This is a genomic window from Cloacibacillus sp. (assembly GCA_036655895.1).
In the GTDB taxonomy this organism is placed as follows: Bacteria; Synergistota; Synergistia; order Synergistales; family Synergistaceae; genus JAVVPF01.
Map to the genome: position 1 here is coordinate 29,961 of JAVVPF010000003.1, position 19,206 is coordinate 49,166.

Consider the following 19,206-nt stretch of genomic DNA (forward strand, 5'->3'; position numbering starts at 1 on the left):
AATAGAGAAAATATGTTTCCGCGTATGCTCTAAGTCAGAAGAGACAGAGCGCGCGCCCCGTCTCTTCCAGAAATGACAAAATATATTTATTTCTTGTTGCTCTCCGCGTTCATTGTGCGTATGATGGCCCAGATGAAACACCCAAAGCCTATACCTATGCAAACAATCATATTAAGTATCCACATTATTCAGCACTCTCCTTTCACAGCCGGAAGATCAGTCTAGTTTGTTGGAATGGATGAGGCGTTTTGAGATGAATGGATTGAGCAGGCGGCAGACCATCGCGAGCAGCAGCCATTCCATGACCATTGCGCCAGGCGTGTACTGATACTTCGTGATGGGCCAGAACTTGAACCATTCGCCCGGATACCACGAGGCCGCGTCCCACATCCACCAGCCCCACACGAAGGCAAATTCAAACGGGAAGAATTTGATGCAGCTCCACATCCACCTTACATGTATGTCGGAGCACGGAGCTATATCTTCGTTCCAAAGTTTGCCGACGCCGTATTTGATCGAGGCGAGCGAATAAATGAGCCCGACGACGAGCAGCGCGACACCCCAGACCATGTCCTGATTTTCAAAGACCCTGTTGTCGAGCGCCGAGAATGAACCGACGAACATGAAGAATACCGTAACGCAGAGCGTAGCCTTCACGCGCGAGAAGCCCATGTCGATAAGGTTGCGCGTACCGGTCTCAAGCATCGCGATGACGGAGGAAAGGGCGGCTGAGAAAAGCGCCAGGAAGAAGAGCACGGCCATGATGAAACCGCCTGAGGTGTGCGCAAAGAGGTTCGTCAGGTGGACGAAGGTGAGGCCGTTTGCGCCGGACTTCATTACCGCCATAGGGTCGGGGGCGAGCGCAAAGACCGCCGGCAGCACGACCATGCCTGCCAGCATCGCCGCCACCATGTCTCCAAAGGTGACAGTAAACGCGTTCAGTTCGATGTCTTCATCTTTCGCGGCATAGACGAAGTAAACGTGGAACATGCCCCAGCCTGCCCCGGAGGACCAGGCCGCCTGAGTAAAGGCCGCGAGCCACACCCTCGGATTGAGGAAATCCTTCGGGTCCACATGATACATGTACTCAAAACCCTTCCACGCGCCCGGAAGCATCAAAACGCGGACAAGAAGGATGGCAAGCAGGATGAAAACCGCCGGTATCATTATCTTGTTCGCGGTCTCAATGCCGCCCTGTATCCCGCGGAAGATGATGAGCGCGGAGATGATGACAGCTACGATGAACCAGGCCCACGCTTCGAAGGCGGGAGGCGAGGTTGCGAAGCCTTTAAAAAACTCCGTTGCGAAATCCGTGCCGCCGGTTCTTACGACGTCGAGGAACCCGGTGAAGATGAGCGCAAGATATTTCATGACCCATCCGAGAACGACTACGTAATAGCAGCCAAGCATGATGCAGACCATCGCGCAGAAAGCGCCGACCCACGCGAACTTTGGGCCTAGAAGCGCTTTAAAGGCTCCGGCGTTTGCCATCCTGGTTTTTTTACCGAATACGGATTCAGCGCAGATAAGCGGAACAGCCCAAATAAACAGCGCAAGAAAACAGATAAGTATAAAAGCCCCGCCGTTGTTTGAGGCGACCTCACGCGGGAATCTCCAAATATTTCCAGTACCTACGGCCATACCAAGTATGGTGCACAAAAGCCCCCACCGGCTGGAGAATTGCTCTCCGCCCTTTTTAATTTCCGCCATGTGTATACCCCGCTTTCCTTTTTAAAGATTTTTTAGCGCAAAAAAACAACATCCAGGCCATTAAGCCGCACTCCGTCATACCTCTTTGCATTTCCAAAGAGGCTCTTCTCCTTTCCAACGTGGATCGGCGAAACACATATTGTTGAAATAAATTAAAAATGAATAATTTAAACTGACTTTTTTAGTTTACCATTTTTTATATTTATGTCAATAATTAAGTATAATAGATTATTCTAAAGTAATTGTTAAAATATTAAGATGTATTATGGTCCGAAGCGCGAAAAAACTAGCTGTAGCGCGAATAAATTTAAATTTTAGTTCATACATATCAAATAGTTCGATATTATTTATTAAAAATTTTCAATTATGGTTTGGAGAATTGTTTGTGAAAAAATTTTTGCCGGCTCTTCATCTTCTCAACAGATGAAAAACCGGCAAAATTATCGAAAATAAAGCTATTAAATATTTAATTTTTATATATTAGCAAGCGCTCATCATTTGACTATAGGTTTTTTATTTTGGAGCTCAATCTCAGATTCTAGCCGCAGCAGCTCGTTGATGGAATCTAAATCCAAGTTTTTTAATATCTCGTTGCGGTTTTTTATTCCTATCTCGTTTCGCGTCATTCCGGGATTTTTTTCAAGCTGCGTAAAGGCGGAGACCTTCCTGTCGTCGTGGAAGACGTCAAAATCGACGAAGCGTTTTCCTTTTTCGTTGTACTCGAGGCCCATCGCAAGTTTTTTTATCGTCTCCACGTCAAGCGGCGTGTAGAGCTTCAGCATATAGACCGGTATTGTGCGCCGCGTAAGCGCCTGTTCGCGCTCCCACTTTTCCTCCAGTATCATGCCTATCTGCATCCCCTGCGTCACCGTGAGCAGCCGCTGGCGATGGAGGTCAAAGAGGCCGTCCGAATCGCAGATCTTTATTTCGATGTCGTTCCAATCCGGCGTCCCGAGCGCGTCACCGAGATATTCTATCCCGTGGACGGAGAGAAACTGCACCAGCGCGCCCTTCGACCTGGAATGTATCAGGAGCGCGCGCGGGTGGATGTCATCTATGGATATCGTTTTAGCAAGCGACTTCTGCGTGAAATATATTATCGAGGAGGTGCCGGGAAGGTTCGGAAGAAAGACCGGATCGCGGTCGATTATCTCTCCTCCAAGGTCGCGGTGTATGGCCTCCACGCCGCGCTCTACGTCCCCCAAAAGGCGCATCATAAGATACCCCGGCAGCAGCGCTACGTCCCGCACTCCCTCCGTCATGCGGCTGTTGATTATCGTTGCAAGAAAAAGTTCGATGGGGTTCTCGGATACGTATGTTTCGTGGATGGTTCCGTTTTCCGCGGGCGCGGTCAAAAAAACAAGGCGCCGGGTCGGCCCGTATCTTCGCAGCGCGCTTTCTGGGTCAAACGAGACGAGCGTGCCCCACGCCGCAAGTTTGTGCCTCATCTCCTGCGTACCTGAGGAAAGTTTGAGAGCTATGCTTTCCGGTCCCGTCCTTATCAGCGATATCATTGCTCCATGCCTCCTTTTGGGATCTCTTAAAGATTTACTCTTTTCCGCTGGAGCCTCGCGTTGTCCGTGCCTGGCGGATAAGGTATAGCCGTCACTTCACCTGTGTGGATGTGGATCAGATACATAGACTGGATGCCGTTCAAAAACATTTTTCCGTCCGGGGCGGCGCTTGATGTATGCTGTAGGTCGTGGCCGAACAGGTTGTACTGGGCCGGCGCGGTTGCCACGTCATGAAAGGTGTGCCCGGCCCTAAAGGTGAAATCGCCGATTGAAAAACTGCCCGGCGACGTCCACACCTGCACAGAGCTGTCGTGGTGCGCCGAAAGCAGCGTCGGCGCGTCGTCATGGTTGCCGGTGACAAGGATGGCGCCGTAATCTTCATCTGCGAAAACGGAGAAAAATTCTTTTATTTTTTTCTTGTAAAGGTCAAGCATTCCACGGCGCGTTTCTAGTTTGATGTTGTCTACAAAATCTCCGGTGTGCACTATCCATGCTGGGTTCAGCCGGCGCAGCGCGCGTTTGAGGTATGGATAAATAGTTGACGGAGTGTCGGAGATGTGGAGCACCATATCTTTTGCATCGATGCACGGAGGGTTGAGGCCGAACCAGATGCCGAGATCGTCAAAGTTTCTGATTATTGGGCAGTCTCGTATCTCCTGCAAGGTGGGTTTTGGTATGTTCGGTGGTATCCTTTGTGTCGCCATCCTATCGCCCCTTTCGTCTCAAAAAGAGACCCGAATACGGGCTTACTTAAATAAGGCAGGCAAACCCGTTTATTTTATTTTTTTGAGGCTGCGGCAGTCGTAGACAAAGGCCGGCGGTATGTTCATCATCACGAAACGGGTCTTGACGTCGTGGAATATTTTCGTGAAGGCGCCCTTCATGTGCAGCGAATATTGAAAGGCGACGAAATTGCCGTCGCTGGCGAGCGTCGATGAGATGCCGTCAAGCACCGCCTCGGTCACCTCGCGCGGAAGGACGGTGTAAGGCAGGCTTGAAACTATGAGGTCCACCTTTTCTATGCCCTCCTGCGCCAGTACGTTGGGCAGGCGCGTCGCGTCGTCGTATATGTCAAGGCCGGTCTCGCTGCGGAGGCAGCGGCGCAGCTCGTCCTCTATCTCAAAGGCGAAGAGCCTTGTGTGCGGATTCATCTGATCCATTATGGCGCGCGTCATCACGCCCGTTCCCGCTCCAAACTCCGCCACCGTCCGCACGCGGCTCCAGTCGACATTACAGAGCATAGATGCCGCCAACTGAGGCGAGCTTGGAGTTACGCTTCCTATTGTGCGCGGTTCTGTTACAAATTTTTTTATAAAAAGCACTTTCTCTTTGATTTTATTTTCAACCTGTTCCAAGAGCAAGACAACCTCCAAACTCGAGCATCTTCATAATAAATTAGCAGTAAATCTATAATTTGTACAGGCGTAGATGCACTTTATTGCGCAAAAACGCTAAGATATTTATCTCCGCGGTCGGGCTGCACAGTCACCACCGCAGAACCTTTCGGAAGCAGTTTTGCCGCCTCTATTGCGGCGTGGACGTTGGCTCCCGCGGAAATGCCGCTGAAAAGCCCCTCTTCGGCAGCAAGCCACTTGGCCGCCTCGATCGCCTCGTCGTCCGTTACCGTGACAAACCGCGTTATCTCGTCCATAGCGAGGTTCTTTGGGACGAAGTTCGCGCCGATGCCCTGTATCTTGTGCGGCCCAAAGCGCCCTTCGGTGACGAGCGGGCTTGACGCGGGTTCGACCGCTATGACCTCCATCTCTGGAAATTCTTTGCGCATCGCGCGTGCAAGCCCCGTGATGGTGCCGCCCGTGCCAAACGAGGCTACGAGCGCCGCCGGCTTCACTCCATCAGGGAGCTGCGCCAGTATTTCTGGGCCTGTGGTCAGCTCGTGCGCCATCGGGTTGCCGGGGTTTGAAAACTGGTCGAGCATTATAGCGTTTGGGTCGTCGGCAAGTATTTTCTGCGCCGCAGCTATAGCGCCCGCCATCCCCTCCGCCGCCGGCGTGAGAAAGAGCTCCGCGCCGAAGGCTGCGAGCACCGCTCTGCGTTCCTTTGACATAGATTCCGGCATCGTCAGTATGACGCGAAGGGAAAGCGCGCGGCCCAGCATCGCAAGCCCTATGCCGGTGTTGCCGCTGGTCGGCTCCACGATGACGCTCTCGTCGCGCAAAAGGCCCTTCTCCTGAGCATCTTTAAGCATCCCCCACGCGGCGCGGTCTTTTATCGAGCCGCCGGGGTTTGAACCTTCAAGCTTTATCCACACCTCTGCGCCGCCGGTATCTTTTTTTAATTTGTAAAGCGGCGTGCCGCCTATAAGTTCCATTATTTCCAAATCGTCTATGTTCTTCATAAAATATCTCTCCCGTCCGTAATAAGACGCACAAAAAGCCGTCCCCGCCGTCACGCCGCGCCTTTCATCAAAATAGCGGCCTTTTCAAGCGGATGATAATGAGTTATTATAGCGCGTCTCAATATGATTGAACTGCGTCAAATGTAGAACTTGCGAAATAATTTACGTGAGGCTACAATCATCTGAATTGTTATTGAACGTTGGAGGAACATCTTTATGGAATGCAAAGCAAAATACAGACTCAACAAAGCCGACAGAGATCTATTTTACAGCAGGAACGACCCCAAGGACAGGCGGCTCGGCGAGCTCATAGAACGCGCGTCGCTGCGCGACGTGAAGCAGGATACCGTCGTCATTCTCGGAGTGCCCGAAGACCGCGGCGTCACGGCAAATAAAGGGCGCGCCGGAGCGGCCGCAGGCCCTGACGACATCCGCCGCAGGCTCTACAGGCTGACGCCCGGTTTTTCAATGGATTTTGAAAAGCTGGCGGTCATAGACGCGGGTAACCTTGACACGGAGGGGCTTTCGCTTGAGGCGGTCCACGAGGCGGAGACGGCGGCGGTGGCCGACATCGTTTCGCGCGGCGGCGTGCCGATAGTGCTGGGCGGCGGGCACGACCTCACCTACCCCGGAGTGGCCGGGCTTGTGCGCGGCGCGAAGATAGAACGCGACGGCATGGGGCTTATAAACGTCGACGCGCACCTTGACGTGCGCAGCGACGAAAACGGCATCAACAGCGGCACCTCTTTCTACCGCGCGCTGACGCAGCTGCCGGACGGCGCGCTTCAGGGGCACGCCTTTGTGGAATTTGGGATACAGGAGCAGTACAACTCGCCCTATTATTATCATTGGGTGCTGGAGCAGGGCGGACACGTCGTCACGCTTCGCGAAGTCTCAGAGCGCGTCATGGAATTCTTTTTACAGGCGTTGTCCGCCGCGGGGCAAAACAACCGCGCGGTCGCGGTGTCGCTTGATATAGACGCCGTGCGCAGCACGGAGGCGCCGGGGGCTTCTGCGAGCAACCCAAGCGGCCTCAAAGCGCCGGAGCTGGATAAAATAGCCTATCTTGCCGGGCGCAGCGTCAAGGTGCGCTATCTTGATATAATGGAGGTCTCTCCGCCGCTTGACGAGGACCACAGAACGGCGGCGCTTGCGGCGTCCGCCATATTCTCATTTTTCAGAGGTCTGTGCGAGCGGTAAAGGCGGCCGATATAATGTCCGCAAGCCGCTCCCGCCGCGCCAGGCGGAATTTTCCGCAGGAGGCGCCTTCTTCGGCAGCCGAAAAACCTGCCCAGTGAGGCAGAGGGTTCTCACGGCCCGCTTCTATAGCGGGAGGCGACGCGAGCTCGCCGCGAAACCTTTCGCAGCCGGCAAGCGCTTCATTGAGCGAAGAAAGCGGCTCTCCTGCGCCCTCTTTCCAGAAAAGAAGGCCGCCGTAAGATTTCCATTGATTGACAAGCCCCAGCTCCAAAAACGACGGCGCGGCGCGAAAGAGCGGCAGGCGCAGCTCTTTCTCAAAGAGCCCGACGCAGTCTCCCACGGAGAAAGCGCCGCGCTCCAAGAAACCGTTCGCGCATCTGCTTACGGCGCGAATAGTTTCTTCAGCAAGCGGCAGCCTGAACCCGACGAAGGCAAGCCCGTCGCCCTTGAAGGCCGGCTCGCGGTAAAAGGCCTCTACGCCAATCTCGCATGCGTGAAAATTTTCCAGCATCGCAGAGAGCGCGCGCGTTGTGCCGCCGCGCTCCAGAACGACGCAGCTTTCCCAGCGCGAGCCTTCCGCGAACTGGAGTTTTATGACTGGCGCGCCGCTATTCATCCCATACGACGTCCACGCCTTCGGGCACGACCCACACTGAGGCGGAGACCGCCGGAACATCCATGACGGCAGGGCTTATTGTGAGGAATATCTCGCCGCAGTTGTTCGGCGTGTACGACATCAGGAAAAAATCACCTGCGTCAAGCGTTTCGTTATAGGCGCTATCCGGCGCGTCCAGCGCTATTTTCAGATCGTCCGTCACCGCGTATATCCCGCGCCAGCAAAGAGGGCTTTGCGAGAACCGGAGCATGACGCTGTTTCCACCGGCGGGCACAGGGGCCATAGAGCCGGCGTATCCCTCTGTCGTCATCAGGTTGAAGTCCACGCAGCGCCCCTTTGAGTTTGTGAGCCATTCGCCCTCAAACTCCGCGACATCTGTCAGCGGCTTCATTTTTTTCGGCGCAGTCGACTCGTGCGTCAGCTCTATGCCGCCGTCAAGCAGCATCAAATGACGGTGCACGCCGGGAAGCGCGGTAAAGGTCGATTCCTCTTCCTCGACTATCGCGGAGCTTATGCGCCAGCCGAATTTACGCGAGGCGTAGTCCGCGCCCTCCGGCCAGATGGCAAGCTGCGTCGTGACGCCGCCGCTCCATTTTTTTGCCTCAAGCTCCGATTTCCTGACGACTTTAACTGTAATCGCGCACATTTATAGCCCCTCCAAATCAGAAATATTTTCCTCGCTGAAAACTTTTATCCCGTTTTCCATCAAGAGCTTCGCCGTCACTCCGGCCCCTTTGATTTTGTTACCGCTGAAGGTTCCGTCGTAGATAACAGACGAACCGCACGAAGGGCTTCGCTCCTTCAGCACCGCGTGCGCGCAGCTAAGCAGCCGCGCCAGTTTCAGCGCCTCACGCGCGCCCAGCTCAAAGGCCTTTGTGTTGTCCGCGCCGCTTTTTTCATATACGCGGCCATCGCGTATCTCATCCGGGTTTCGCGGCGTAGGCAGGCCGCCGAGCTGTTCCGGGCAGACTGGGATGAGCGTGTGGCGTAAAGAGAGCGCGGCGACGCGCTCGTTGAGGCATCCGCCTCCGCAGTAGCGGCAGTTCAGCCCAAGCAGGCAGGCGCTTACTAGAATTTTCATGTACGATTCCTCCGAAGCTATGTTTTACGGGCGCAAAGCGCCGCATAGCTGTAAAATTTTAACTGTTACGCATATATGTTATACTTAATCCTATCAAAATCAAATAGGTAGATTTGATTGAGAATGCGGGAGGAAAAGAATATGTTATTTACGAAAAAGTTTAGCACGGAAACGCTGAAGAAGAGTAAAAAACGTTTTTACTGGGTTGGCGGGATAATGTTCGTCATAGGCACGCTCTCGCTTGCGATGCCCCTTCTTGCCTCTTTTGCCGTTGAGACGCTCTGCGGTTTTCTGCTGCTGGCTGTGGCGGCCGGCAACGCCTTCGGCGCATGGTCCGCTGTGCGCGGCGGCGGCAGCCCGTGGCAGCAAGCTTTCATGGCGGTCATATCATTTGCGGCAAGCGTCATATTCCTGACGCACCCGCTCGCCGGCATAATGACTTTGAGCCTTATGCTCTCCGCCTATTTCGTGCTTGACGGCATAGCGAAGATCGCCGAATATGTGCGGCTTCGCCCCATCAACGGTTCACTGTGGATACTTGTCTCCGGGATTTTGAGCATCGTGCTGGCCGTCATGATGTGGCGCAATTTCTTTACGGGAGCCTCTATGATAGGGATAATCCTTGGCATCAATTTCATATTCAGCGGCGTCAGCCTGATAGTTCTTGGACGCGGATGCTCTGAGGCGGCAAAGAAACTGTAGCGCGCCGTAAAAACAAATAAAGGCAAAAAGACGGCCTCTCGCTCTTTGAGGGGCCGTCTTTTGCATTTCGGTCATTTTATTATTCCAAGTTTTTCGATGGTCTCCATATCTTTGTCGCCTCGGCCAGAGAGGTTGACCAGCACGATATCATCTTTGTTCATCTCTTTTGCAAGGCGCAGAGCGCCGGCCAGAGCGTGCGAGCTTTCAAGCGCAGGGATTATGCCTTCCGTGCGGCAGAGGAGGCGGAAGGCGGCAAGCGCGTCGTCGTCTGAGGCGCAGATGTATTCCGCGCGTCCGCTTTCTTTAAGCGCCGCATGCGCGGGGCCAACAGAGGGATAATCAAGCCCGGCCGAGATGGAATAGACCTCAGCCGGCTCTCCCGCGTCGTCGGTGAGCACGTAGCTTTTGAACCCATGCAGCACGCCCGGCTTGCCCATCGTGAGGCTGGCCGCGTGGTTGCCATAGGTGAGGCCGCGCCCGGAAGGCTCGACCCCGACGAGGCGCACCTCTTCGTCTTTTATGAAGGCGGTGAAGGCGCCTATCGCGTTGCTGCCGCCTCCGACGCAGGCGACTACCGCGTCGGGCAGACGGCCTTCGCGTTCTAGTATCTGCGCGCGCGCCTCGTCCCCTATGATGCGCTGGAAATCCTGCACCATTTCGGGATAGGGATAGGGCCCGACCGCGGAACCCAGAAGGTAAAAGACTGAGGTGTCAGCGCAGAGCGCGCCAAGCGCCGCGTCAACGGCCTCTTTGAGAGTCCTCTGCCCCTCCTGCACGGAGACGACCGTAGCGCCAAGCGCCCTCATGCGCAGCACGTTCGGCGCCTGACGCTCCACGTCCACCGCGCCCATGTATATGTCGCACTCCATGCCCATGAGCGCCGCTACCGTGGCCGCCGCCACTCCGTGCATTCCGGCGCCCGTCTCGGCGATGACCTTTGTCTTGCCCATTCTCTTTGCAAGAAGTATCTGTCCGATGCAGTTGTTTATTTTATGCGCTCCTGTGTGGTTCAGATCTTCGCGTTTCAGGAAGATGCGCGCGCCGCCGTTTTTCGCTGTGATGTTTTTGCATTCCGTAAGAGCGGAGGGGCGTCCCACATATTCTTTGAGCAGCCGCAGATATTCCTTTTTAAATTCCGGGTCGGCCTTGCATTCGGCGTATTCCTTTGCCATCTCTTCAAGTATCGGCGTCAGCTGTTCTGGCACATAGGAGCCTCCGAAGCCGCCGTAATACGCGCCGTTTGGAAAACCCGCCGTCATGTCGTTTGTCTGTTTCATAATAAAATTCCTCCTGTTCTAGTCTCAGCTTGTCTTTTCTGTGATACAAAGATACAAAAAACGGAAGAGGCAAGTTCCATCCTCTTCCGCAAAAAATAAAGAGGCCCGAATGAACCCACTCGGACCTCGTAAAAGCACGGGCAACCGGCGGGCAGCTTTAGAGGCTGCGCCACCAACCAAATCTATTTGAAGTCGTTACGTAATCAAGTTTTCTCATAGGAGCAAGAATACCACAAATTTCTCAGTTGTCAAATAGGCGCGCCGCATGCGGCCTCTGCGCCTTCGCGCGTAAAGAGCGGCGCTTTGATTTTATCTTTTGCTTCTGGCCCATTCAAACATAGCGAGGCTTGCCGCAACGGAGGCGTTCAGCGAGCCCGCGCCGCCTTCGCGCATCGGGATGAAGCGAATGTCGTCGCAGGCCTTCGTTACGGCCGTGCCTAGGCCCTCGCCCTCCGCGCCCACTACAATGACGCTGCGCGGCGGCAGGTCTTCTTTGAAGAGCGTTTCGCGCCCCTCCATGGCAAGCCCCGTCACCCAGAAGCCGGCCTCCTGCAAAGAGGCTATCGTCTGCGAGACGTTGCCGGTCTTCACCAGCGGCAGCCTCAGCGCCGCGCCCGCGCTTGTTTTTACGACCGTGCCGGTGGGCAGGCATCCGCCGCGTTTTGGTATCATGACGGCCGACGCGCCGGCTGCTTCGGCGCTTCTTATGACGGCGCCCAGATTATGCGGGTCCTGCAAATGGTCGCAGAGCAAAAGGAGCACGGGGGCGGGAGCCGCCGGAAGCTCCGCGATAAATTCATCCGTCTCCCAGACCTTCATCTGCGCGGTGTAGGCGGCTACGCCCTGATGGTTTTCTCCGTTTGTGAGGCGGTCGAGCGCCACAGTCTCAACGTTTTGGAAGACTATGCCCGCCGCGCGGCAAAGCTCCGATATTTTTGCCCAGATGTGAGGCTGGACGTTTTTTGCAAGCAGCACCTTCATGCAGCGCTCCGGGTTTTCCTCCAAAAGCGCGATGACGGGGTTTCTCCCCCAGCAGATGTCCTCCGACGGTGCCCTATCGCCTTCCGTCTCCGGCGCGCGTCTGTTTCTGTTGTCTCTTTGGCCTCTTGAATAATCTCTTGTATCTCTTTTATCTTTCTCTCTTGGCATCGCCATTTTTCATCTCCTCCAAAAATTCTGACAGATAGAGCGAGGTAGGGCCGTTTGCCCGCGCCACCTCTTCGGGCGTTCCTTTCGCGATGAGCCTGCCGCCGCCGCGCCCGCCCTCGGGGCCCAAATCCAGTATGTAGTCGGACGAGGCCAGCACGTCAAGGTTGTGTTCGATGGCGAGCACCGAATTTCCCTGATCCACAAGCTTGTGCAGCAGTTTCAGCAGCTTCTTTACGTCTGTATAGTGCAGCCCGGTCGTCGGTTCGTCAAGCAGGTAAAGCGTATTGCCGCGGAATTTCTTGCTCAACTCCGTCGCCAGCTTCACGCGCTGCGCCTCGCCGCCGGAGAGCGTAGGGGCTGGCTGCCCCAGCCTTATGTACCCAAGGCCCGATTCCTGGAGCACCTTCAGTTTGTTTGCAATGCGCGGGATGCCGCCGAAATGCTCGATGGCCTCGTCAACTGAGAGGTCCAGCACGTCCGCTATCGAAAGCCCCTTGTAGCGCACCTCCAGCGTCTCCCTGTTGTAGCGCTGCCCCTTGCAGACGTCGCACTTTACGTAGACGTCCGGCAGAAAGAGCATTGAGACCTTGAGCACGCCGTCGCCGCCGCAGGATTCGCAGCGTCCGCCTTTGACGTTGAAGCTGAAACGTCCCGGCTGATAGCCGCGCAGTTTTGATTCCGGCAGCTGCGCGTAGAACTCACGTATAGGCGTGAAGACCCCCGTGTAGGTGGCGGGGTTTGAGCGCGGCGTGCGCCCGATGGGGCTTTGGTCTACGAGCACGATGTTGCGCAGCGATTCGTAGCCTGTGATGCCATCGCATCTGCCGCAGCGCTCGCGGAAATCTTTGTCGAACTTTCCGCGCAGCCCCTTGTAAAGCACCTCATATAGAAATGTGCTCTTGCCGGAGCCGGAGACGCCGGAGAGCGAGGCAAAGACGCCAAGCGGTATGTCTATGTTCATTTTTTTAAGGTTGTTCTCACGCGCGCCGCGAACGCTTATGAGGCCGGCGGGCTTTCTGCGCTCCGGGCCGGGGCGCCATATCCCGTCCGCCTCGCCGCGCAGGTAGAGCGCGGTGCTTGAGTTTCCGCGCATTATCTCCTCCGCGCTGCCGTTTGCGACAAGCTCGCCGCCGTGCTCTCCGGCCTCCGGGCCAAGCTCTACAATGTGGTCCGCCGCCGCCATCGTGTCGCGGTCGTGCTCTACGACTAGCACGGAGTTTCCAAGGTCGCGTATGGCCTTCAGCGTGTCAAGCAGCCGGTTCGTATCGCGCGGGTGCAGCCCGATGGTCGGCTCGTCCAGCACGTAGAGGACGCCGGTGAGCTGAGAACCTATCTGCGACGCAAGCCGAATGCGCTGGCTCTCGCCGCCTGAGAGCGTGTCCGCGCGGCGCGAAAGGCTCAGATAGCCCGCGCCGACGTCGTTTAGGAACGAAAGGCGCTTTTTTATCTCAACGAGCGCGATGCCGACTATCTTCCTCTCGCGTTCGCCCAAGTGCAGCTCTTCAAGCACACAGAGGTGTTCGTCTATGGACATCTCCGTCAGGTCCGCTATGTTGTATTTTCCAAGCGTCACGGCGAGAGCGACCGGCTTCAGCCTTTTGCCTTTGCAGGTGGCGCAGGTGTCCTCGACAAGATAGCGCACAAGCTCGTCCTTCACCATCTCGGATTCAGTCTCTTTATAGCGCTTGTCGAGCCACGGCATGAGGCCGATGTATTTTCCGTTATACTCCCAGTCGCCGTTTTTATCTGTGAAGACAAGTTCCAGCTGTTCTTCGGAGCCGTAAAGCAGCTCCTGCTGTATCTCCTTCGCAAGCTCGCGGAAGGGGCGGCTCAGATCCCAGCCCTTTTTCTCCGCAAGCTTCTCCGCCTTGACGAGCATATATTTCATGCTTTTCCACGGGATGAAGCCGCCTTCGCCTATCGGAAGCTCCGGGTTGACCGCAAGCTCCTCTGAAAAATGCGAATGGAAGCCAAGCCCCGCGCAGTCCGGGCAGGCGCCGTCCGGCGCGTTGAACGAAAAAAGTCTGGGCTCGATGTCAGGCAGGCTTATTTCGCAGACGGGGCAGACATATTTTTCGGTGAGCTCCCTGTCGGCCTCGCCCTCCGTTGCAAGCAGAATGAAGCCGTCCGAAAGTTTCAGCGCCATCTCGATGGCCTCGCTTAAGCGCGAACGGTTTTCCTCTTTGACCCGCATTCTGTCGATGAGACATTCTATAGTGTGGCGTTTTTTCTTGTCCAGCTCCACCGCCTCTTCAAGCCAGTAGAGTGCGCCGTCGATGCGCGCGCGCATATAGCCCTGCTGGTGCAGCTTCAGCAGCAGGTTTCTGTATTCGCCCTTTTTAGCCTTTACGACGGGTGAGAATATTTCAAGCGGCTTGCCGGCGTAATCTTTGAAAATTATGTCTATTATCTCATCGACGCTGTAGCGGTGCACCTCGCGGCCGCACTTTGGGCAGTGCGGCGTTCCAGCGCGTCCGAACAAGAGGCGCAGATAGTCGTATATCTCCGTCACCGTCCCCACCGTCGAGCGCGGGTTGTGGTTTGAGCCTTTTTGTTCTATAGAAATGGCTGGAGAGAGCCCCGTGATGTCGTCTACGTCGGGCTTGTCCGATATTCCAAGAAACTGCCTCGCGTATGAGGAGAGCGACTCAACGTAACGCCGCTGGCCCTCCGCGTAGATGGTGTCGAAGGCAAGCGACGACTTGCCAGAGCCGGAGGGCCCCGTGACGACTACCAGTTTATTTTTTGGAATATTTACGTTTATGTTTTTTAGGTTGTGCTGTTTTGCCCCTGTAATTTTTATTTCCTGTTCCAATCGCGTTTCCGCCTTTCAATTTCTGTATGTCGTCTCTTAACTGGGCGGCGCTCTCAAAGTCCAGCTTTTCGACCGCCTCCCACATTTTTCTTTCCATGAGCGCGATATCCTCCGCGCTCGTTTCGGCCGCCGGAGAGGCCGCGCGAAGCCCTGTGTAGCTTTCTTCGCCCTCCCTCAGAAGTTCGTCGGGCAGTAGGTTTCTTATGCTCTTTATTATAGTCTTCGGCGTGATGCCGTGTTCCTCGTTGAATTTATTCTGATAGGCGCGGCGGCGCTCCGTCTCTTTCAGCGCGAGCGCCATGCTGTCCGTCATTCGGTCCGCGTAGAGTATGACACGCCCAGCGCTGTTTCTAGCCGCTCGTCCTATCATCTGTATCAGCGAGCGGTGTGCGCGCAGATAGCCCTCGCGGTCGGCGTCCAGGATGGCGACAAGCGAGACCTCCGGCAGGTCTATGCCCTCGCGAAGCAGGTTGACGCCTACTAGCACGGCAAAGACGCCAAGACGCAGGTCGCGCAGAAGCTCCGCACGCTCAAAGGTGTCAAGCTCGGAATGGATGTAGCGCACCTTGATGCCGAGCTCCGCCATATATTCCGCAAGGTCCTCCGCGGAACGCTTCGTCAGCGTTGAAACGAGCGCGCGCTCGCCGCGTTCGACGATAGGACGTATCTCCGCTATGAGGTCGTCCACCTGCCCCGTCGCCTTATGCACCTCTACCTCCGGGTCCGGTATGCCGGTCGGGCGGATCAGCTGCTCCACAACGTGGTCGGAGTGTTCAAATTCGTAGTCGCCGGGCGTAGCGGAGATAAAGAGCGCGTTTTTTAGCACCGGCTCATACTCGTCCCATTTCAGCGGCCTGTTGTCGAGGCACGACGGAAGCCGGAAACCGTGCTGCACAAGCACCTCTTTGCGCGCGCGGTCGCCGTTGTACATGCCGCGCACCTGAGGCAGCGTCATGTGCGACTCGTCTACAAAGATGAGCGCGTCCTGCGGGAAGAAGTCCAGCAGCGTGCCCGGAGGGTCGCCCGCCTCGCGCCCGTCGAGGTAGCGCGAATAATTTTCTATGCCGGAGCAGTAGCCCAGCTCCAGCAGCATTTCAAGGTCGTACTTTGTCCGCATTTTAAGGCGTTCCGCCTCCAGATATTTGCCTTCGCTCTCAAACTTCGAGCAGCAAAGCTCCATCTCGCGCTCTATTGCGCCCGAGGCCTTCTGGATGGCGTCGGAGCTTGTGACGTAATGCTGAGACGGGAAGATGCCCACCTTCTCTTTGCGCAGCAGAGAATGGCCGGAGACCGGGTCTATCTCGTCTATGCGCTCAATTTCGTCGTCGAAGAAGGAGACGCGCAGCGCCGTGTCGCTGTAGGCTGGATATATCTCCATCGTTTCGCCGCGGCTCCTGAAGGTGCCGGGCACGAGCGAAACGTCGTTGCGCTCGTAGTAATTTTCTATTAGGCGCATCATGAAGGCGCGGCGCTCCCAGCGCTCGCCCTGCGCGAAACGGAAGATGGCGTCCTCGTAGTTCTTGCGCTTTCCCAGCCCGTAGATGCACGAGACGCTGGCGACTACGATAACGTCCCTGCGTTCCAGCAGCGACTTGGTCGTGGCGAGGCGCAGCCTTTCTATCCGTTCGTTTACGGACGAATCTTTTTCTATATAGACGTCTGAGGCCGGCATGTAGGCCTCCGGCTGATAGTAATCGTAGTAACTCACGAAATAGTTGACGGAATTTTCGGGAAAGAACTCTTTGAACTCGCTGTAAAGCTGGGCCGCGAGTGTTTTGTTGTGCGCCATTACGAGCGTAGGGCGGTTCAGCTCCGCAATGACGTTCGCCATCGTGAAGGTCTTGCCGCTTCCCGTGACGCCAAGCAAAGTCTGATGCACGCCCTCCCTTTCGCGGAAGGAGCGAACAAGTTTATCGACCGCCTGCGGCTGGTCGCCTGAGAGCTTAAAGGGAGCTACAAGGTTAAATCTGTCTTCCATTTGCGCCTTTCTATTGTTTTAAATGTTTTTTAAATTTATTCAGCAGACAAATTGTAGCATACTTACAGGCTGCTTAACACAGTAAATATATTCTAAACCGATAGAGCCGCGTGAAAATCGAGCCGCCCTTCTCAGAGCGGCTCGGCTTTGTTATTTCTTTTCGTCCATTGGCGCGTTCATGTTTCTGTCGACCAACTCTTCTATGTCCGGCGCTTCGTTCAGAACCGCCTTGGAATCAGGCTCGCCCTCCTCCGGTTCTTTGTCTTTTTTATCTTCCGCGTCCGGCTCCTTGTCCTTTTCAGGCTTGGCCGCCTCCGCGCTGTTTTCCTGCGGCGCTGCGTGTTCCTTCTTCGGGTAGCCCAGAAGTTCGTCGAGCTCGTCGCCTTCGAGTATCTCTTTTTCAAGCAGCAGCTTCGTTATCAGCTCAAGACGCTCGCGGTTTTCCGTAAGTATCTCGTGCGCCTTGTTCATGCTGCCGTCGACCAGAGCGCGGATCTCAACATCTATCATGTGCGCTATCTCTTCGCTGTAGTTGCGGTCGTCCACGATGTCATGCCCGAGGAATACTTCGTGCTGCTTTCTGCCGAGCGTGACTAGGCCGAGCTTGTCGCTCATGCCGAACTGCGTCACCATCTGACGCGCTATCTGAGTGGCGCGTTCAAGGTCGTTCGACGCGCCCGTCGTCACGTCGCCGAAGCATATTTTCTCCGCGACGCGGCCGCCGAGCAGCACGCATATTTTATCGGAGAGCTCCTGACGCGAGACGAGGAACCTGTCCTCCTCCGGCAGTTGGAGCGTGTAGCCGAGCGCCATATGTCCGCGCGGTATTATAGAGATCTTGTGCACCGGGTCGCTGCCCTTTATCTTGGCGGCCACCAGCGCGTGCCCAGCTTCGTGGTAGGCGATTATCTCGCGTTCCTTTTTGCTGATTATGCGGCTTTTGCGCTCCGGGCCCGCCATGACGCGGTCTATCGCCTCTTCAAATTCCGGCATCCCCAGCATCTCTTTGTCGCGGCGCGCGGAAAGAAGCGCCGCTTCGTTCACGAGGTTCGCAATGTCCGCGCCGACAAATCCGGGCGTGCGGCGCGCGATGACGTCAAGGTCGACGCCGGGCTCTATCTTCATATCTTTAAGGTGGACTTTCAGGATGTCGCGGCGTCCGTTCACGTCGGGACGGTCTACTACGACCTGACGGTCGAAGCGGCCCGGGCGCAGCAGCGCCGGGTCAAGGATGTCGGGTCTGTTCGTCGCGGCTATCAGTATGATGCCGGCGCCCGCCTCAAAGCCGTCCATCTCGACAAGAAGCTGGTTCAGCGTCTGTTCGCGTTCGTCGTGTCCGCCGCCGAGCCCAGCTCCGCGATGGCGTCCTACCGCGTCTATTTCGTCTATGAAGATGATGCAGGGCTGATATTTCCTCGCCTGCTCAAATAGGTCGCGCACGCGGGCGGCACCCACGCCGACAAACATTTCAACAAAATCGGAGCCGCTGATGCTGAAGAACGGCACGTCCGCCTCGCCCGCCACTGCGCGCGAAAGCAGCGTTTTTCCCGTTCCGGGCGCGCCCAGCAGCAGTACGCCGCGCGGCACCTTCGCGCCGAGCTTTGTGAACTTGGCCGGGTCTTTAAGGAACTGCACGACCTCCACAAGCTCCTCTTTGGATTCGTCGCAGCCGGCGACGTCCGCGAAGGTGACCTTTGGACGGTTGTCAAGGAACAGCTTCGCCTTGCTCTTCGCAAAGCCCATCACCTTGCTGCCGCCGCCCTGCATGTTGTATATGAAGTATATCCAGACGCCAATGAGAAGCAGCGTCGGAAGCAGCGACGTCAGAAGCGCCGTAAGCCATGAGTTCTTCGGCGGAGGCACTATCTCCACCTCGACGCCCTTTTCCGCGACAGTCTGCGGCAGAGTCGCCGCGTCCAGTATATAGGTCGTGAACTCCTTGCCGGATTTCAGCGTTCCCGTAAGCTGTTCGTGATCTATCTTCACCTTTGTGACATTGCCGGAGTTTACCTCCTTCATAAAGGTGCTGTAGGGCATCACGTCGCTCTGTGTTGATTTTTTATTCGAGCTGTCGGGGCCGAGAAATACATTGACAAGGCTGACGACAAGCACGATGAGGACAATGTACATCCCCACGTTTTTAGATATCTTCTTCAAATTTTCAATCCTCGCTTTCTATCTTCTTAAAAATCTCCGCTCTGACTCTTGCGCCGATAGTGGTGATCCGTTTCGTTTATTTTATTCCGCCGGTTCGGCGATGTGCACCGCCTTAAGCTGACGAAAATCTCCGTTGTAATCCAGCCCGTATCCTATGACAAATTCGTCTGGTATGGTAAATCCTGTATATTTCACCTCGACCGGCTGGGTGCGGCGCTCGACCTTGTCAAGCAGTACGCATATCTCCAGCGACTCTGGACTTCTTTCTTTGAGCAGCTTGCTCATGTAGGAGAGCGAAAGCCCCGTGTCAAGGATGTCTTCAACGATTATAACGTGCTTTCCCTGTATATCCGTGTTCAGGTCCTTCTGTATCTTTACGACTCCGCTGCTCTTCGTCGAAGCGCCGTAGGAGGAGATCGCAAGGAAATCCAGCTGGACGTCGACTTCAGGGCCTATCTCGCGCACAAGGTCCGCGAAAAAGACCACCGCGCCCTTCAAAACGCAGACGCATATCACTCTCTTGCCCGCGTAGTCCCTGCGGATACGTTCGCCGAGTTCTTTTACCTTTTCCCTCAGCTTTTCTTCGGAAATCAAAACTCTTCCTATTCTATATTCCAAAACGACGCACTCCCTTTGCGTTATTTTTTCAGA

At 55.6% G+C, this 19,206-nt stretch carries 16 protein-coding genes; 2 read left to right on the forward strand and 14 right to left on the reverse strand.

Going from position 1 to position 19,206, the window contains the following annotated elements; all coding sequences use genetic code 11:
- Positions 1–216 precede the first annotated feature (216 nt).
- From RRY12_01840 to cysK, 5 genes are all read right to left on the reverse strand, one after another.
- Positions 217–1,710: a sodium-dependent transporter gene (locus RRY12_01840; protein ID MEG2183396.1), complete on the reverse strand. Its 1,494-nt coding sequence runs from the start codon at positions 1,708–1,710 to the stop codon at positions 217–219.
- 494 nt (positions 1,711–2,204) lie between these two features.
- Entirely contained in the window at positions 2,205–3,224 is a 1,020-nt protein-coding gene (locus RRY12_01845; GenBank protein MEG2183397.1) for a hypothetical protein, read from the reverse strand.
- Between the two features lie 26 nt (positions 3,225–3,250).
- Complete coding sequence (locus RRY12_01850) at positions 3,251–3,928, reverse strand: metallophosphoesterase (GenBank protein ID MEG2183398.1); 678 nt, start codon at positions 3,926–3,928, stop codon at positions 3,251–3,253.
- A 69-nt stretch (positions 3,929–3,997) separates the two neighbouring features.
- Positions 3,998–4,579: a methyltransferase type 11 gene (locus tag RRY12_01855; protein MEG2183399.1), complete on the reverse strand. Its 582-nt coding sequence runs from the start codon at positions 4,577–4,579 to the stop codon at positions 3,998–4,000.
- An 80-nt stretch (positions 4,580–4,659) separates the two neighbouring features.
- Positions 4,660–5,580 (reverse strand): cysteine synthase A, encoded by a 921-nt coding sequence (gene cysK, locus RRY12_01860; GenBank protein MEG2183400.1) that lies wholly within the window; start codon positions 5,578–5,580, stop codon positions 4,660–4,662.
- Positions 5,581–5,796: 216 nt separating this feature from the next.
- Between cysK and RRY12_01865 the strand changes: the two genes are divergently transcribed.
- Entirely contained in the window at positions 5,797–6,780 is a 984-nt protein-coding gene (locus RRY12_01865) for a formimidoylglutamase (GenBank protein ID MEG2183401.1), read from the forward strand.
- Here the strand turns inward: RRY12_01865 and RRY12_01870 are convergent.
- From RRY12_01870 to RRY12_01880, 3 genes are read right to left on the reverse strand one after another with little or no spacing between them, the layout of a single operon-like run.
- Entirely contained in the window at positions 6,758–7,396 is a 639-nt protein-coding gene (locus tag RRY12_01870) for a hypothetical protein (protein ID MEG2183402.1), read from the reverse strand. The genes RRY12_01865 and RRY12_01870 overlap by 23 nt on opposite strands.
- The gene (locus RRY12_01875) at positions 7,389–8,042 is read right to left on the reverse strand and encodes a HutD family protein (GenBank protein ID MEG2183403.1); all 654 of its coding nucleotides are present in this window, start codon (positions 8,040–8,042) and stop codon (positions 7,389–7,391) included. Before RRY12_01875 ends, RRY12_01870 begins: the two co-directional genes overlap by 8 nt.
- The gene (locus RRY12_01880) at positions 8,043–8,477 is read right to left on the reverse strand and encodes a DUF523 domain-containing protein (protein MEG2183404.1); all 435 of its coding nucleotides are present in this window, start codon (positions 8,475–8,477) and stop codon (positions 8,043–8,045) included.
- 141 nt (positions 8,478–8,618) lie between these two features.
- Between RRY12_01880 and RRY12_01885 the strand changes: the two genes are divergently transcribed.
- Positions 8,619–9,179 carry a DUF308 domain-containing protein gene (locus RRY12_01885; protein MEG2183405.1) on the forward strand — a complete coding sequence of 187 codons (561 nt, stop codon included), beginning with the start codon at positions 8,619–8,621 and terminating at the stop codon, positions 9,177–9,179.
- Positions 9,180–9,250: 71 nt separating this feature from the next.
- On the opposite strand, the gene trpB is transcribed toward RRY12_01885, so the two are convergent.
- The 6 genes from trpB to hpt form a co-directional block, all read right to left on the reverse strand.
- Positions 9,251–10,456, reverse strand: a complete 1,206-nt coding sequence (gene trpB, locus RRY12_01890; GenBank protein MEG2183406.1) for a tryptophan synthase subunit beta — start codon at positions 10,454–10,456, stop codon at positions 9,251–9,253.
- A 309-nt stretch (positions 10,457–10,765) separates the two neighbouring features.
- Positions 10,766–11,611: a 23S rRNA (guanosine(2251)-2'-O)-methyltransferase RlmB gene (gene rlmB, locus RRY12_01895; GenBank protein ID MEG2183407.1), complete on the reverse strand. Its 846-nt coding sequence runs from the start codon at positions 11,609–11,611 to the stop codon at positions 10,766–10,768.
- Positions 11,586–14,420 carry an excinuclease ABC subunit UvrA gene (gene uvrA, locus RRY12_01900; GenBank protein MEG2183408.1) on the reverse strand — a complete coding sequence of 945 codons (2,835 nt, stop codon included), beginning with the start codon at positions 14,418–14,420 and terminating at the stop codon, positions 11,586–11,588. The genes rlmB and uvrA overlap by 26 nt, the downstream gene beginning before the upstream one ends.
- On the reverse strand, positions 14,344–16,398 hold the full coding sequence (uvrB, locus tag RRY12_01905; GenBank protein MEG2183409.1) for an excinuclease ABC subunit UvrB: 2,055 nt from the start codon (positions 16,396–16,398) through the stop codon (positions 14,344–14,346). Before uvrB ends, uvrA begins: the two co-directional genes overlap by 77 nt.
- A gap of 150 nt (positions 16,399–16,548) precedes the next feature.
- Positions 16,549–18,555, reverse strand: coding sequence for an ATP-dependent zinc metalloprotease FtsH (gene ftsH / locus RRY12_01910; GenBank protein MEG2183410.1), 2,007 nt, complete (start codon positions 18,553–18,555; stop codon positions 16,549–16,551).
- An 81-nt stretch (positions 18,556–18,636) separates the two neighbouring features.
- The gene (hpt, locus tag RRY12_01915) at positions 18,637–19,173 is read right to left on the reverse strand and encodes a hypoxanthine phosphoribosyltransferase (protein ID MEG2183411.1); all 537 of its coding nucleotides are present in this window, start codon (positions 19,171–19,173) and stop codon (positions 18,637–18,639) included.
- Positions 19,174–19,206 lie beyond the last annotated feature (33 nt).